Origin of the sequence: Saccharibacillus brassicae (genome assembly GCF_006542275.1) — a bacterium.
Taxonomy (GTDB): Bacteria; Bacillota; Bacilli; order Paenibacillales; family Paenibacillaceae; genus Saccharibacillus; species Saccharibacillus brassicae.
Map to the genome: position 1 here is coordinate 3,175,687 of NZ_CP041217.1, position 14,479 is coordinate 3,190,165.

Here is a 14,479-nt window from a genome sequence, read left to right on the forward strand (position 1 = left end):
TTTGTACGATGCTTCGGGATCATGAAGCTTTTTTATATGATTCATTAAAATTTTTAATGCTCAGGCATGGTCAAGGGTTAATGGGTCATGTAAAATGAATTAAAAATTCAAAAGCCGCGTACAGCGACTGGAGGAACCTATGCGTATACAGAAAAAAGTGACGGGGTTTTTGGTTTTATTGGTATTCTTTTTCTCATTCATGGGAAGTTTGGTGCCGTCGGCCCAGGCCGCGGAAGCGAACAAAACGTACACCATCGCGACGGATACGACTTTTCCGCCGTTCGAGTATCAAGACGCAAGCGGCAATTACGTAGGGATCGACCTGGATTTGCTTAAAGCGATCGCCGAGGATCAGGGCTTCAAGTACCGCCTGCAGCCTCTTGGGTTCAACGCGGCGGTTCAGGCGCTTCAGTCCGGCAACGTGGACGGCGTCATCGCCGGCATGAGCATCACGGACGAGCGCAAGCAGACGTTCGATTTCTCGGATTCGTATTTCGAATCGGGTCCGATCATGGGCGTCGATGCCAAGAACACGGCGATCATGTCCTATGAAGACCTGCGCGGACTGCGCGTAGCGGTCAAGACCGGTACGGAAGGCGCGACTTTCGCCGAATCGATCAAAGACCAGTACGGGTTCAGCATCGTGACGTTCGACGACTCGCCCCAACTGATCGAGGAAGTCAAAGCGGGCGGTTCGGCTGCCTACTTCGAAGACTATCCGGTCGTCGCTTACGGGATCGCCCAGGGCAACGGCATGAAGATGCCTCTGCCCAAAGAAAAAGGCGGTTCGTACGGCTTTGCCGTCAACAAAGGGCAAGATGCCGAACTGCTCAAGATGTTCAATACCGGATTGGCCAATCTCAAAGAGAGCGGCAAGTACAACGAGATCGTAGCCGGTTACCTGGGCGAGTCGTTTGCGTCCGAAGGCGGCGAAATCGAAATTGCCGCGACCGAGCAGATGAGCGGCTTCGAGTTGATCGGCGCTTCGATGCCCGCTTTCCTCAAAGGAATGGGGCTCACGCTGTATTACACGATCGTGTCGCTGTTCTTCGCCTTCATTCTGGGCCTGATCTTCGGTTCCATGAAAGTCGGTCACAACAAACTGCTGCGCGGGGTCGCCACGGTGTTCGTCGATATTTTCCGCGGCATCCCGCTGTTGATTCTGGCCTTCTTCATCTACTTCGCGATTCCGCAGGCACTCGGCTTCACGATGCCGATCTGGACAGCCGCGATTCTGGCCTTGTCGCTTAATGCGGGAGCTTACGTGACCGAGATCATTCGCGGCGGCATTCAGTCGATCGACAAAGGCCAGATGGAAGCGGCCCGTTCGCTCGGCGTGCCTTACCGCACCGCGATGCGCAAAATCATTATGCCGCAGGCGGTCAAAGTCATGATTCCGTCCTTCATCAATCAGATGGTAATCACGCTCAAAGACACGTCGATCATGTCCATTATCGGTCTGGTCGAACTGACCCAATCGGGTAAATTGGTCGTCGCGAGTACGTATCGGTCGTTCGAAGTCTGGTTGACCATCGGTATCATGTACCTGATCGTCATCACCATTCTTACGAAGATTGCGGATCGTCTCGAAAGGAGAGTAAGCCGTGGATAAGATCAAAGTGACCGGCCTCAAGAAAAGCTTTGGCAGCAACGAAGTGCTCAAAGGCATCGATATGGAAGTGCGCGAAGGCGAAGTGGTGTGTGTCATCGGCCCTTCCGGTTCCGGCAAAAGCACGTTCCTGCGCTGTCTCAACCTGTTGGAAGAGATCAACGGAGGCAAAGTGATCGTCGACGATCACGACCTCAGCGACAAAAGCTCGGATATCAACAAAATCCGTGAAAATATTGGCATGGTATTCCAGCATTTCAATCTGTTCCCGCATATGAGCGTCATGCAGAACATCATGTTCGCGCCGACCGAGCTCAAAAAGCAGAGCAAAGAAGAAGCGCGCAAACAGGCATTGACCCTGCTGGACCGCGTCGGCTTGTCCGACAAGGCGGACGCTTATCCGGCGTCCTTGTCGGGTGGGCAGAAGCAGCGCGTGGCGATTGCCCGGGCGCTCGCGATGAACCCGGACGTCATGCTGTTCGACGAACCGACTTCCGCGCTTGACCCGGAAATGGTCGGCGAAGTGCTCGGCGTCATGCAGGATCTGGCGCGCGAAGGCATGACGATGGTCATCGTCACGCACGAAATGGGCTTTGCCCGCGAAGTGGGCAACCGCGTCATCTTCATGGACGGCGGCTACATCGTGGAAGAAGGCACGCCGGAAGAAGTGTTCGGCAATCCGAAGCACGAGCGGACGATCAGTTTTCTGGAGAAGGTGCTGTAACCGCCCGCCCGTCTTCCGCAGCCGTTCGGCTTATGCCAAAAAGGACGATCCGTTATCGGATCGTCCTTTTTTTGTGTGCGTGATTTGCTGTAGAGGCTGGAGGCTTGGGCCTCGAAGCGGGCCGCCGTCGCCGGGCCGGGGCTGCCTTTATCCCGATTTCCGGGGCTTCGCCTTATACCGTTTGCCCTGCGGATGCCGGCCGTCGAGGCGGGACTTTTTGCGCAGGCGGCGATAAAGGAAGCGGATCAGGTTCATCGACCAGTCGGGCATCGGGAAAGCGCGTTTGGGCATGAGCGGCTTATATAGCTTGAAATACGCTTTTTTGAGGTCTTTCCACATGATGCACGGGCCTTCCTGCAAAAAGTCGGAGATGTCCACGACCAGGCCGCGGCCGTCTTTGAGCATGACGTTTTTGCCGTGCACGTCTTTGGGATTAAGGCCGCGCGAGCGCGCGTAGTCCAGCGCTTTGTCGACGTCGCGGACCGCTTTCTCCGGAATTCGGGTACCGTCGCGCAGGCAGTTATAGAATGTCTTGCCTTCGAGCTTCTTGAGGACGAGGTAGCCATGTTCGCCGTGCACGTCCGCCGCGTACAGCGTCGAATAAGCGGGGTGCTGCCCCAGCTTCTCGTATACGTCGCATTCTTCCTGCCAGCCAGGGCGGCCCGGCGCATAGATCTTGACGACTTTGCCGGGCAGCATCGGGTGTTCGAAGACGGCCGCGTAATTGCCCGCTCCAAGCACCGTCCAACCCGAAGGCGCATGGTGCACCACGACCGGATTAAAAGGATCGACGCTCTCCAGACGCACATCCGGCAGCAGGGTATCTTCAATCAGGCGGATCGAGGGTTCTTGCTCGCCGCTGTAGATCATAACGTTCACTCCTTGAAGGAAATGGCGATGACGCCCGCCTGGCGTTTTTTCCTATCATAGTCCCCCGGACGGTCGGTGGCAACGGTCTTGAGACCGAGGAGACCGGGCCGCGAATGGATTTTTCGAAAAGCGTTTGGTAGATTAGAGAAGACACGACACAGACTAGGGGACTTGGCGAATGAACATCGAACATGTGGAGATCAGGAAAGCCCGAAGCGCCGACCGAGAACTGTTCGAACGGCTGTGGCAGTTGTATTTGTACGATTTTAGCGAATTTACCGGCATGAGCGTTCGCCCCGACGGGACGTACCCTTATTTCGCGGAGTTCGAGCTGTATTGGAAAAAGTGGGGCGGCAACTGCGCGTACCTCATTCTCGCGGACGGGCAAATTGCGGGCTTCGCGATGGTCCACGAATTTTGGGAGAACGAAGCGGCTTACCTGGCGCAGTTCTTCGTGATGCGCAAATACCGCCGCACGGGCGTCGGCAGCCGCGCTGCCCGGCTCGTGTTCGAGACGAAGGCCGGCCGCTGGGGGCTGCACCAACTGGCGAACAATATTCCGGCCCAGCGTTTCTGGGACCGGGTGATCTTCGATCTGACCGGCGCGCCTGCGCTGATCGAGCAGATGGAAGAAGACCGGCGGTTCCAGCTGTTCGAGCTGAAGCCGGGCCGCGAACCCAATTGAACAAGCAAAAGACCCGGGCCGTTTCGGCGCCGGGTCTTTCGTTTGTTCCATGCCTAAACGTCGCGTTCGGGCATGACGCGGGCCGCCAAGGCCGCCCGCTCCGTTCGTTACTGCGCCCGCAGCACCGTATAACCGTAGGCCGGCAGTTCGATCGTCAGCTTGCCGCTGTTCGCGTCCAGGCTGCCTTCCGACTGCGACTCGGTATCGGCGCCGCCCGCGTACAGCACGCTCCACGCTGCGGCTTCGCTTGCGTCCACTTCAATGCTCTGCGCCGATTCCGACGCATTGAGAGCGACGACGAACGTGCCCGCGTCGTCCTGCCGGCGGTACGCGATCGCGCGGCCGCCTTCTTCGGCGTGCAGCACGTCGAAGCTGCCGGTGCGCAGCGCGCTGTGCTCCAGACGCAGGGCGATCATCTTGCGGTAGAACGCGTGCAGGTCCAGATCCTGCTTCGACGTCTCCCACTCCATGCATTTGCGGCAGTCCGGGTCCGCGCCGCCGTCGATACCGATCTCGCTGCCGTAGTAGACGCACGGCGTGCCGGGATACGTCATCTGAATGGCGACGGACAGCTTGAGCTTGTTTTTGTCTCCGCCGGCTACCGTCAGCATGCGCTCCGTGTCATGGCTGTCGAGCAGGTTGAACGCGGCCTGGCTGACCGGCAGCGGATAGCGCGCCAGCTGCGTCGCGAGCGAATGGGAGAATTTGAGCGCGTCCGTCTGACCGAGCGCAACGAAGTTTCGAACCGCGTACGTAAACGGATAGTTCATCGCGGAGTCGAACTGGTCGCCCTGCAGCCACGGCGTCGCTTCGTGCCACAGTTCGCCCAGAATGTACGCTTCCGGATTGGCTTCCTTGACGACGCTGCGGAATTCGCGCCAGAACTTGTGGTCCACTTCGTCCGCCACGTCGAGCCGCCAGCCGTCGAAGCCGATCTCGCCGATCCAGTAGCGGGCCGCTTCGAGCAGATACTTTTTGACTTCCGGGTGGCCCGTGTTGAACTTCGGCATGTTCGGCTCGAAGCTGAACGTCTCGTACGTCGGGATGCCGTCCTTGACGTCGATCGGGAATTCGCGGACGTGGAACCAGTCTTTGTACTGCGATTGTTCGCCTTTTTCCTTCACGTCGACGAACGGCTTGAACGTTTTGCCCGAATGGTTGAACACGGCGTCGAGCAGCACGCGGATACCGCGGCCGTGGCATTCCGCAATCAGCTTCTTCAGCGTGTCGATATCGCCGAAATGCGGATCGAGCTGCATATAGTCTTCGGTATCGTATTTGTGGTTGCTCGGCGCTTTGAAGATCGGGGTAAAATAGATCGCGTTGACGCCGAGATCCGCGATGTAGTCCAGATGTTGGCGCACGCCTTCCAGGTCGCCGCCGAAGAAGCTGTCCACTTCCGGCTTGCCGCCCCACGGCTGCACGTTCTCCGGATCGCGGGATTTGTCGCCGTTCGCGAAACGCTCGGGGAAGATCTGGTAAAAGACAGCGTTTTTGGCCCAGTCCGGCGTTTGCAAAATGTCTTCCGGATTGATGTAGGCGATCTCGTAGAAATCGTCGGACGTCTCGCGCTCCGTATGGTGGAAGCCGTCTTCGTTCATCCAGACTTGTTGCGTTCCGCTTTCCAGCCGGAAACCGTATTTGAGACGGCGATAAGGCGGCTTGATCTCGCATTCCCAATAATCGAACAGAGCGTCGGACGCAAATAGGCGCATGGACGTCTCTTCGCGGGTACGGTCCCACGCATATTTGTCTCCGCCGATCACGAATACGCGCTCCACGTCTTTTTTCTTCGTGCGAATCCGCAGGTGGATCGTCTCGTTGTCCACAGTATAGGCCCAGTTCAGCTTCGGCCGGTGCTCAATCGCTTCAAGCAGCATCGGTTTTCCCCCTTGAGTGTTGGAATGGTGGCGTTCGGTAAACCTTTTTCGGTCCTGGACCGACAAGATTGGTATACCCGCGAACGGGGAAGCGAGAAACAGACAAAAAGTGGGCAGCGGCAAAAACGGCCTTTTACCGGGGTTCTGTCCGGGAAAAGGCCGTTGATAAAAGTTGGGAAAAAGTTCCACGTGAAGCATCCTCTTCGGTCAGAGCGGCATCAGGTCGCGATTTTTGGCCGATTTGCGGCATTCTTTGCAGAGGCCGACCAGGCTGCCGTAATCGTCGACGTAGAAGCCGACCGGACCGTTCTTCTTGTGGCAGCGGGAACACGCCTGCGGCCGGGCTTCCGGGCTTTTGGGAACAAAAGCGCGGACCTCCCCGCCCGCGACCGAACGTTTGGGCTTGCAAAGATCCGCTTCGACGGGCTTGGCCGGAACGGACACGGTTTTGAGCTTGCGGCGGCGGGCGGCGGCGAGATCGACGATATTGCCGGAAGACCGGCGGCGGCTGCGCGCGGAGCGCAGCAGCAGGCCGGTGACGCTGCCGGCGAGCAGGGCGGCTCCAAGCATCCAAAAGACGGCGACAGGAATCATGGCGGGTTCCCTCCTCAATGATGGATGGTCAGGCTATAGGGTTCAGGGAATAAGGCGGCGAGATGAAGCGGAAGCGGGCGTCATAAACAATACTCTTCATTACCCCTGCGCAAGGCGGGCAGAAACGGGCTTTTTTACCAAAAAACAGATTATGGAAAAAGCGCGAATGTGCCTGAATACGCAAATGCTGGTATCATGGACGCAGGACGGACGCCGGCGGCGGAATGCGCGCGGCGGCCCAAGCGATCGAAGGGGGAGGACTTGAGAAGTGACCAAAAAAACGGTGCTGTATATCGAAGACGAACGGCAGATCGGCGAGTGGGTCGTGCGCAATCTGGAAGAACGGGGCTACGGCGTCGTCTGGCTCGAAAGCGGGGACGGGGCGTCCGCCGCCGCGGGAGACTGCGACGCGGCGGTGCTGGACATCATGCTGCCCGGCCTGGACGGATTCACGGTCGGCCAGCGGCTCAAGCGCGATCATCCGTCGCTGCCGGTCATGATGCTGTCGGCGCGGACGTCGATCGACGACAAACTTGAGGCGCTGCGTTTTGCCGACGATTATCTGACCAAGCCGTTTCATCCGGACGAATTGGCCGCCCGCATCGAAGTGATGCTGCGCCGCAGCGCGCCGGCCGAGCCGGAAGCGAGAGCGATCGGGCATCTGCTCGTATACGAACGCGAGAGCCGGATCGTCGACGCGCAGAGCGGTGAAGAGATCGCGCTGACCGGCAAGCAGTTTCATATCTTCATGTATTTCCTGCGCCATCTCGGCCAGATTCTGACGAAGGAACAGATCTACGAAGCGGTATGGGGCGAACCGTATCTCGACGGAGACAAGACGCTGATGGTCCATATCCGGTATTTGCGCGAGAAAATCGAAATCGATCCCGGCAGTCCGGCGATCGTCGAGACGGTCCGGGGCATCGGTTACCGGGTGAGAGGATGAAAAGGCGCCACCAATCGGGCATGAAATTCCGCGACTCGCTGATGGCCCGCTACCTGATGCTGATCGGGTTCGCCGTTTTTTTGCTGCCGATCATTCTCATCTTCGTCACGCTGCTCTATCTCGGCTACACGTATCTGATCTGGCAGCCCCGCGCGGCGGAGATCGATCCCAAGAAAAACGTATCGACCTGGGCTCTGGAGAGCGATTGGCACGAACTGGCCGCCGGGCTGGACGGAGCCGGCGCCGCCGAGATCGTCGAAGCGATGCGCAAATTCCGCGCCGCCAATCCGCTCGTGTCGGTCGTCGCGACGGACGGGCAAGGCCGGACGATTGTGACCGATCCGCCGCAGCCGGACATTCCCGAAGTGTGGACGCCCGGCTGGACAGCCGAGTTCATGAAGCGTTCGACGGGCGTTAACGCGCCCGATTTTACCGTGGTCGCTTTTGTTGGGGAGCAGGAAGACGGCCTGAGCGACGCACGGCAAGGCATACTGGCCGCCCGTGTCTCCCGGGAGTGGACGGCTTCGTCCGTGCCCGACCAGAACGCCCGGCTGCCGCAGATCGTGGCGATCTCGCTGTTCGTGCTGCTGCTCGTGCTGTTCGCGGTGCTGTCCTGGACGTTCTTCTACCGGATTCGCAGGCGGCTCGTCCGGCTGCAGGCCGCGATGACGTCCTACGACGGCGACGGCATGCCGATCCCGATCGGCCCCGATCCCCAGCATGACGAGATCGCGGCGCTCGGCGGCACGTTCGACGAGATGGTGTCCAAGCTGCGGGCGGGCCGCGAACGCGAACGCGAAGAAGAAGAACTGCGCAAGAAGCTGATCGCCAACCTGTCTCACGATCTGCGTACTCCGCTGACCGTCATTCGCAGCCATGCGTATTCGCTCGAAGCCGAGCCGCTCGGCGAACGCGGGCGCGAATCGCTGGCGCTGATGGAGCGCAAGCTGGACGATCTCGGCGGATTGATCGACAATCTGCTGTCGTACACGCTGATCGCCGCCGGGCGCTATCCGATGCGGATGGAAGACGCGGACGTGCTGCGTATCGTGCGCACGGCCGCCGCGCAGTGGTATCCGGTGTTCGAGAAGGAAGGCATGGAAGTCGATGCCGACCTGCCGGACGAAGCGCTGGTCTGGCGCGTCGACCGGGAATGGTTTGTCCGCATTCTGGATAACCTGTTCCAGAACGCGGTGCGCCATGCGAAGGAAGGGCGCTATGTCGGCTTGGCGCTCGGCGCGGAAGGCCAAGGCGGGCGGCGCCCGCTGCTGGTGCGCGACAAAGGCCCGGGGCTGCCGGGGCCGGCGGGCGCGGGGAGCGAAGCCTCGGCCGAGATCAGCCGGCCGCTTGAATCGGAAGCGCCGCCGCGCCGCAACCCCGCCGAAGGAGCGGGGATCGGCTTGTCGATCGTGGAGCTGATGATCCGCGAGATGGGGATGGACTGGAGCATCGAGAGCGGCGCAGGCGGCACGGTGATCGCGATTTGGCCGCCCGGCGCGGCGGGCGATTCGGCCCGGAGCGACGGCTGACGGAGCGCAGATCCGGATGGCGGAGCAGAGCGGACCACTTTTTTGCAGGCGCAGGCTGTGTCTTCCCTATACACAGTGTTTCGCCTCTATATACACACCTCCAAGCGCTTGGCGCGCCCGGTTCGATAACGGCGCCCAAGCGTTTTTTTGCGACGTCTACTGTCCGCAAGAACGTTGATGCGGCGCGGTTTGTGCCGCTTGACAAACCTGCCGTTTCTCTGGCGGGCTTGTTCTTTTTTCGCAAAAAGATTTGACAGCAGGAACGCCTCCGTAATATAGTGTGCATATAGACATATACAGTAATCACTGTACATACACACCCCGCCGCCGCAGCGCGAAACGAATCAGCGGCGAAACTTATCGAATCTATCGAACAGAATGAAGGGAGCGATCAAGATGACACTTTCGATCAAACATTTGGGCAAACGGTACGGGGACAAGGTCGTGGTAGACGACGTTTCGCTGACGGTGCGAGCCGGCGAAGCGTTCGGGCTGCTGGGAGGCAACGGCGCGGGCAAGACGACGACGATCCGTTCGGTGCTGGGACTGCTGGCGCACGAAGAAGGCGAAGTGCTCTGGAACGGCAGGCCGTTTCTGGCGAACCGCCCGAGCGTCGGCTACCTGCCGGAAGAACGCGGGCTGTATCCGAAGGAAACGGTCAGCGAACAGCTTGTCTACCTGGCCCGCCTGGAAGGAATGAAGAAGCAGGCGGCGCACAAAGCGCTGAGAAGCTGGCTGGAGCGTCTCGGCATCGGCGAACATGAGCACAAGCGGGTCGAACAGCTGTCCAAAGGCAATCAGCAGAAAGTCCAGATCATCTCGGCGCTCATTCACGATCCCGAGCTGGTTATTCTGGACGAACCGTTCAGCGGACTCGATCCGGTGAATTCGGACATGCTGGCCTCGGTGGTCAAAGAGCAGATCGCGGCGGGCAAAGCGCTGGTCTTCTCCAGCCATCAGATGATGCAGGTCGAACAGTTCTGCGAGAATATCGCGATTATGAAAAAAGGCCGCATGCAGATCGGGGGCAAGCTTGCGGAGATCAAGCGCTCTTACGGACGCAGCAATCTGATTCTGCGAAGCGAAGCGGATCTGATGCCGTTTTTGGAAACGCGCGGCCTGACGGACATTCGCCGGGATGCGCAGGAATGGACGCTCAAGGTGAACAATGAAGCGCAGGCACACGAACTGATGCGCGAACTCGGGCAGGCGGGCGTGCCGATGCTCAAGTTCGAACTGAAGGAACCGTCGCTGCATGAAATCTTTATTGAAAAGGTAGGGGAAGCGGTATGAGATCATTCGGAATCGTATTCGGCTATTCGTTCAAGGAACGGATTCGTTCCAAATCGTTTTTGTGGATGACGGTGCTGCTTGTCGCGCTGATCGCGGCGATCGTGCTTATTCCGAGACTCACGGGCGGAGGAACATCGACGCAAGGAACGGTTGCGGTCGTCAATACCACCTCGCTGCCGATCGATGCGGAGGGACTGGGAACTTCCGTATCTCCGTTGTATGAATGGAAGATGGTGCCGGAGAGCGAACAGGCCGAACAAGCGAAATTGTTGCAAAATGAAGAACTGTCCGCGATCGTCGCGATTGCGCCGGCTGCCGAAGCGTCAGCGGCTCCGCAAATCACGTTGTCGGTGAACCGTCAGGAAGATGTTGCGTTCGCGCCGAATCTATCGGCTTACGTGGAGCGGTTGAACGTGAAAGAAAGCGTCGAAGAGCTCGGACTTTCTGCGGAACAGGCGGCTTCGGTTACGGCCCGGCCTTCCTTGGAACTGAACGAGTTGAACGCCGGAGGCAAGTCGTTCACACAGACTTATATGCCGGTCTATGCGCTGCTTACCCTGATGTTCTTCATGATCTATCTGTTCGCGGGCAACGTTGCCACTTCGGTCTCGGTCGAAAAAGGCTCGCGCATTCAAGAAATTCTCATTACGAAAGTCAGACCCGGTCAACTGCTGGCAGGCAAGGTATTCGGCGTCGGCGCAGCGGGAATTCTCCAGTTTGCCATTATCGCGGGCTTCGGCGTGCTGTTGATGAGTTTCGGCGGAACGGGAGAAGCGCTGTCGATCGGCAACTTGTCTATCGATCTATCGATTCTGGGCGGCCAAACTCTGGTTGTTGCGGCTGCACTATTCATCCTCGGCTACTTCTTCTATGCGACGTTGTTTGCGGCGGCAGGTTCGATGGTCAGCCGGAGCGAAGAGTTGAATCAGGCGATGCTGCCGGTGTCGATGCTGCTTATGGCGTGCTTTATCGTCTCCTTGATGATATTGGCGAACCCCAACGGAACATTAGCTGTCGTTTCTTCCTATATTCCGTTCTTGACGCCGATGGTTCTGATAACCCGCGTAGGCGCAGGAGAACCGGCTTTGCTGGAAATCGTGTTTCCGATGGTGATCCTGGTCGTATCGACGCTGTTGGTCGGTTGGCTGTCGGGCAAAGTTTACCGTAACGGCGTGCTGCTCTACGGACAGAAGCCTTCCATGGGCATGATGTTTAAAATGCTCGGCTCCGCAGGAAACAAAGCTTCCCGAGCCAAGATCGCGACATCCGAAGGCCAAGCCAAACACGCGGTTTAATGAACAGCAACGATGCAGCAAGGGGAATGAGGTTGAAGAATTGCAAGTCCCTTTATATAGGAGGAAAAGAGTGCGGCTTATGTTCAGAAAAGTGTTTCCGTTGTGTATCGGAGCGGCTGTCGGCGCGCTGGCTGCTACCGTCGCCGCTGCGGCTCAAAGCCCGTGCTTTCATAGAAAGAACGGAAAAGGCCGCTCGCGAGTACGTGCAGTCGGTTCGTGCCCTGGACAGCGTCCGCCTTCTTACGGGGGCGTTGATTGCGTGGGAAGAGTGCCGCATGGCGCAAGCATGAACTAGACTTACCGACAGTTTGAAGACGACCGCATATACGGTCGTCTTTTTGTTTTGAACTTCTATCCGTATCCCGCATGGAGGTGTGGTTCGTCTCTTCGCTCCGACCGCGATTCCGAACGCTACATCAAACTTGCGGAGCCGCGCAAAGACCGCAAAGACAGGCTCAAGTCAGCGCAATGCGTTTGTGGGAAAACCTTACATTCTTTTCGGTGAAATCCTTTTGAAACGGGTTTATGATGAAATCAAGCAAAAGGAACACAGACACGCCGCACCGAAAAAGAACGCCGCCGAGCAAGTCGCAGCGCTCCGGTGAGGACGAATCAAAGCCGATGGTTAAGGAGGCGAAGCAGTTGTACGGTTTCACTTACGGAGATGGCATTACGCTCATTCATTTTAAAGCTCAGTCTTCTAGACTGTACACAGCCGGCGACAGCTTGAACTGTCGATACATAAGAGCCCATTTCAAAAGCCGTGGCGGCAACGCTGCGCAGTACATCGAAGCCAGCTTGGGGACACTTCAGGATTGCGCCGAAGAGATCGAATCGTTCGGAAGCGCCATTGTCGCACTCGAAGTCGAACCGCAGACCTACTCGCTTTGCCGGGGGCTATGCAGAACGCTGAAGCGATTGGACCCCGACATCCGAATCATCTGGTTTGGAGAATGGGTCGGAAAGCTTCGGGATATGGATCCGGCAGATGCAGGCGCGGATGCTTTCATTATGGCAGGACCCGAAAGCCTCCTGTGGAGACTGTCCGAGTCGGACAAAGAAAGCTGGCGAAGCGAATCGGATTTGAAGCTTGCCGGCGAGGTTTATATCGAAGAAATGCACCAAGAAGCCTTTTCGTATACGGAAGCCGAAATCGAAGAAGACCTGTATCTGCTGGATCGCTTAAGCTCGCCGGAAGCAGCCAAAGGTCCAGGATGTACGGTTCGTTGGGCCGACCTTCAAGGCGAAATTTCGAAAAGCAAAGGACTTCGACGGTATTCCGCAAGCCGATTCGCCCGGGAGCTTCAGCAAGAAGCGAATCGCGGAGACGGCTCGCCGATAGTCGTAGAAGGCTTTGAGCTTGAACAATCGCCGCAACGACTTCTTCAAGGGCTTGACGTTTTGCGGGAGTATGCGACCGATTCGGGGTTCGAGATTGCTTTGAGTTCCGAGCAGTTGGGTTGGATCGAACCTGAACGTTTGGCAGCCTTGAATATCGCAGTGCTTGAACTCATAGTGACGGATTCCGATGCTTTCCGTTCACCCGAGACAAGAAATCGACTGACACATTGGAAAACATGCAGGGCCAATGTAAGGCTTCGAATCAAACTCGACGAAAAAAGCGTCTTATCCGGACAAGAAACAGCGCCTGCGCTCCGGGATTGGCTGAATGCCGGTTTGATCGGGCAGGGAGACTTGACCATTCGCGTGAACGGTCCGGAAAAAACGAAGCTTGACGCTGAAACGGCAGAGCTTTTATCGGTTTGTACAGGCGGCAGCGATCCGGCCTTGCTGAACGGTTATCTCGCATTCAAAACGGGTCAGTATCCGCCGCAAGTACTCGGAAGCGGAGTGAAGCACATCGCGGTGTCCGAAGAGCATGTAGCAGGTCTTGCGAGATTGGAGCCGGATCAGCTGATGGGAATCAACAGCGCCTTCATTTTAAACGAAAACTCAGTTTGCAAATCGGAAAAGGGAGAAAAATATATCGATATTGAGGGAGTCGTGAAGCAAACCCGAGAATGGTACAGGCCTATCGATCATGAGTTAGAACAGCAGCGGCAGTATGTGCCTCACGTCCATGCGGAGATTCGAAATGCCGCTGACGGAATGACGCGTTTGGAGATGAGCGAATTTGATTTCGGATCTCCGGTTGAGATCGGACTGAGGAATTATCGGGAAGCTTCCGAGCCGGCCGATAAGGAGAATGCGAACGGACGAGGTTTGGAGATTTTGCAGCTTGCCCAACCCGCCGATCTGGATGCTTTCATGGAAGACGTAGAAGCTTTCGAACGAGAAGGCCGATTCGTTCGAGGCTATCAGGTACAAGGGTATGTCGCGGACAGTTGTCGATGGTCAGCTGCCGGACAATGCCCGATCAAGCAGCTTCCGCGCCTGTACACGGAAGCCGACGGTGAAGTTTCCGGCTGCGGAGGGTGCTCCGCCATCGGCCGAATCGGAGATTCTTATGACGCGCTGCAGCGCGAAGCGGCAGCAATTTCCACTCGCGAACAACTGCTGCGCGGCTGCGACGGCTGTGAAATCCGCGATACCTGCTCCAAATGCACGTTTTTGCCGGGGTATATGACCCGAGACCAATACTGTGATCTTCGCAAGCGTCATGTACTGCTGCACCGTTATATGCAGGTCGCGCAACTGCTTAAAGGACTGCGTCAATATACGGCGGTATTCCGTGATATTGATATCCGCGAAATCGGAGTATCCCTGCGAACCTGCACGCATGTGCTGCCCGCGTCCTATGCAAGCGAAGGCGACGCATGGGTACCGGATCATCTGTTTGTTCTGTTCGTCGGCGGTCAACCGCTGCTTTACCAGGCAAATGGAGGGAAACTGCTGAAACTGAGTCCTCTGATGGCTTTGGTGCTAGAAGCGGGGATCAAAGGATTGTCCGAAATGTCGCTCAGACGAGCGATTTCCGAAGTATTCAAGGCCGACGAAGCACAAGCCGAAACGGCAGCGCGTCAGGTTGGTCTCAAGCTGGACGAAATGGGCATCTTGTCCGCTTCGCGCAGAGCTTCTTAAAGCAAAAGATAA

General features: G+C 57.6%; 11 protein-coding genes. 8 read left to right on the plus strand and 3 right to left on the minus strand.

Translation table 11 applies throughout. The features are described from left to right. Positions 1-139: 139 nt before the first annotated feature. Positions 140-1,612 (plus strand): amino acid ABC transporter substrate-binding protein/permease, encoded by a 1,473-nt coding sequence (locus FFV09_RS13170; RefSeq protein ID WP_141448257.1) that lies wholly within the window; start codon positions 140-142, stop codon positions 1,610-1,612. Further along, positions 1,605-2,333, plus strand: a complete 729-nt coding sequence (locus FFV09_RS13175; RefSeq protein WP_141448258.1) for an amino acid ABC transporter ATP-binding protein — start codon at positions 1,605-1,607, stop codon at positions 2,331-2,333. The genes FFV09_RS13170 and FFV09_RS13175 overlap by 8 nt, the downstream gene beginning before the upstream one ends. A 147-nt stretch (positions 2,334-2,480) precedes the next feature. On the opposite strand, the gene FFV09_RS13180 is transcribed toward FFV09_RS13175, so the two are convergent. Next, positions 2,481-3,203: a serine/threonine-protein kinase gene (locus FFV09_RS13180; protein ID WP_141448259.1), complete on the minus strand. Its 723-nt coding sequence runs from the start codon at positions 3,201-3,203 to the stop codon at positions 2,481-2,483. Between the two features lie 178 nt (positions 3,204-3,381). Between FFV09_RS13180 and FFV09_RS13185 the strand changes: the two genes are divergently transcribed. Then, on the plus strand, positions 3,382-3,888 hold the full coding sequence (locus FFV09_RS13185) for a GNAT family N-acetyltransferase (protein WP_141448260.1): 507 nt from the start codon (positions 3,382-3,384) through the stop codon (positions 3,886-3,888). A gap of 107 nt (positions 3,889-3,995) precedes the next feature. Here the strand turns inward: FFV09_RS13185 and FFV09_RS13190 are convergent, their stop codons facing one another. Further along, on the minus strand, positions 3,996-5,768 hold the full coding sequence (locus FFV09_RS13190) for a glycoside hydrolase family 13 protein (protein WP_141448261.1): 1,773 nt from the start codon (positions 5,766-5,768) through the stop codon (positions 3,996-3,998). A 207-nt stretch (positions 5,769-5,975) separates the two neighbouring features. Beyond that, a complete protein-coding gene (locus FFV09_RS13195) occupies positions 5,976-6,362 on the minus strand; it encodes a hypothetical protein (RefSeq protein WP_141448262.1) in 387 nt (128 codons plus the stop codon). Between the two features lie 268 nt (positions 6,363-6,630). On the opposite strand from FFV09_RS13195, the gene FFV09_RS13200 reads away from it, so the two are divergent. The 5 genes from FFV09_RS13200 to FFV09_RS13220 all read left to right on the plus strand — a co-directional run bounded on the left by FFV09_RS13200 (position 6,631) and on the right by FFV09_RS13220 (position 14,467). Then, complete coding sequence (locus FFV09_RS13200) at positions 6,631-7,308, plus strand: response regulator transcription factor (RefSeq protein WP_141448263.1); 678 nt, start codon at positions 6,631-6,633, stop codon at positions 7,306-7,308. 20 nt (positions 7,309-7,328) lie between these two features. Continuing rightward, entirely contained in the window at positions 7,329-8,837 is a 1,509-nt protein-coding gene (locus tag FFV09_RS13205; RefSeq protein WP_170315021.1) for a sensor histidine kinase, read from the plus strand. A gap of 396 nt (positions 8,838-9,233) precedes the next feature. Further along, entirely contained in the window at positions 9,234-10,130 is an 897-nt protein-coding gene (locus FFV09_RS13210) for an ABC transporter ATP-binding protein (protein ID WP_141448265.1), read from the plus strand. After that, positions 10,127-11,425 (plus strand): ABC transporter permease, encoded by a 1,299-nt coding sequence (locus FFV09_RS13215; RefSeq protein WP_141448266.1) that lies wholly within the window; start codon positions 10,127-10,129, stop codon positions 11,423-11,425. Before FFV09_RS13210 ends, FFV09_RS13215 begins: the two co-directional genes overlap by 4 nt. A 642-nt stretch (positions 11,426-12,067) precedes the next feature. Continuing rightward, complete coding sequence (locus tag FFV09_RS13220) at positions 12,068-14,467, plus strand: hypothetical protein (protein WP_141448267.1); 2,400 nt, start codon at positions 12,068-12,070, stop codon at positions 14,465-14,467. Positions 14,468-14,479 lie beyond the last annotated feature (12 nt).

Excerpts from the sequence above, each read along its gene's own strand:
- FFV09_RS13180 (WP_141448259.1), bottom strand. The coding sequence starts at position 3,203 with ATGATCTACAGCGGCGAGCAAGAACCCTCGATCCGCCTGATTGAAGAT.
- FFV09_RS13185 (WP_141448260.1), top strand. The coding sequence starts at position 3,382 with ATGAACATCGAACATGTGGAGATCAGGAAAGCCCGAAGCGCCGACCGA.
- FFV09_RS13170 (WP_141448257.1), top strand. The coding sequence starts at position 140 with ATGCGTATACAGAAAAAAGTGACGGGGTTTTTGGTTTTATTGGTATTC.
- FFV09_RS13190 (WP_141448261.1), bottom strand. The coding sequence starts at position 5,768 with ATGCTGCTTGAAGCGATTGAGCACCGGCCGAAGCTGAACTGGGCCTAT.
- FFV09_RS13210 (WP_141448265.1), top strand. The coding sequence starts at position 9,234 with ATGACACTTTCGATCAAACATTTGGGCAAACGGTACGGGGACAAGGTC.
- FFV09_RS13205 (WP_170315021.1), top strand. The coding sequence starts at position 7,329 with ATGAAATTCCGCGACTCGCTGATGGCCCGCTACCTGATGCTGATCGGG.
- FFV09_RS13195 (WP_141448262.1), bottom strand. The coding sequence starts at position 6,362 with ATGATTCCTGTCGCCGTCTTTTGGATGCTTGGAGCCGCCCTGCTCGCC.
- FFV09_RS13215 (WP_141448266.1), top strand. The coding sequence starts at position 10,127 with ATGAGATCATTCGGAATCGTATTCGGCTATTCGTTCAAGGAACGGATT.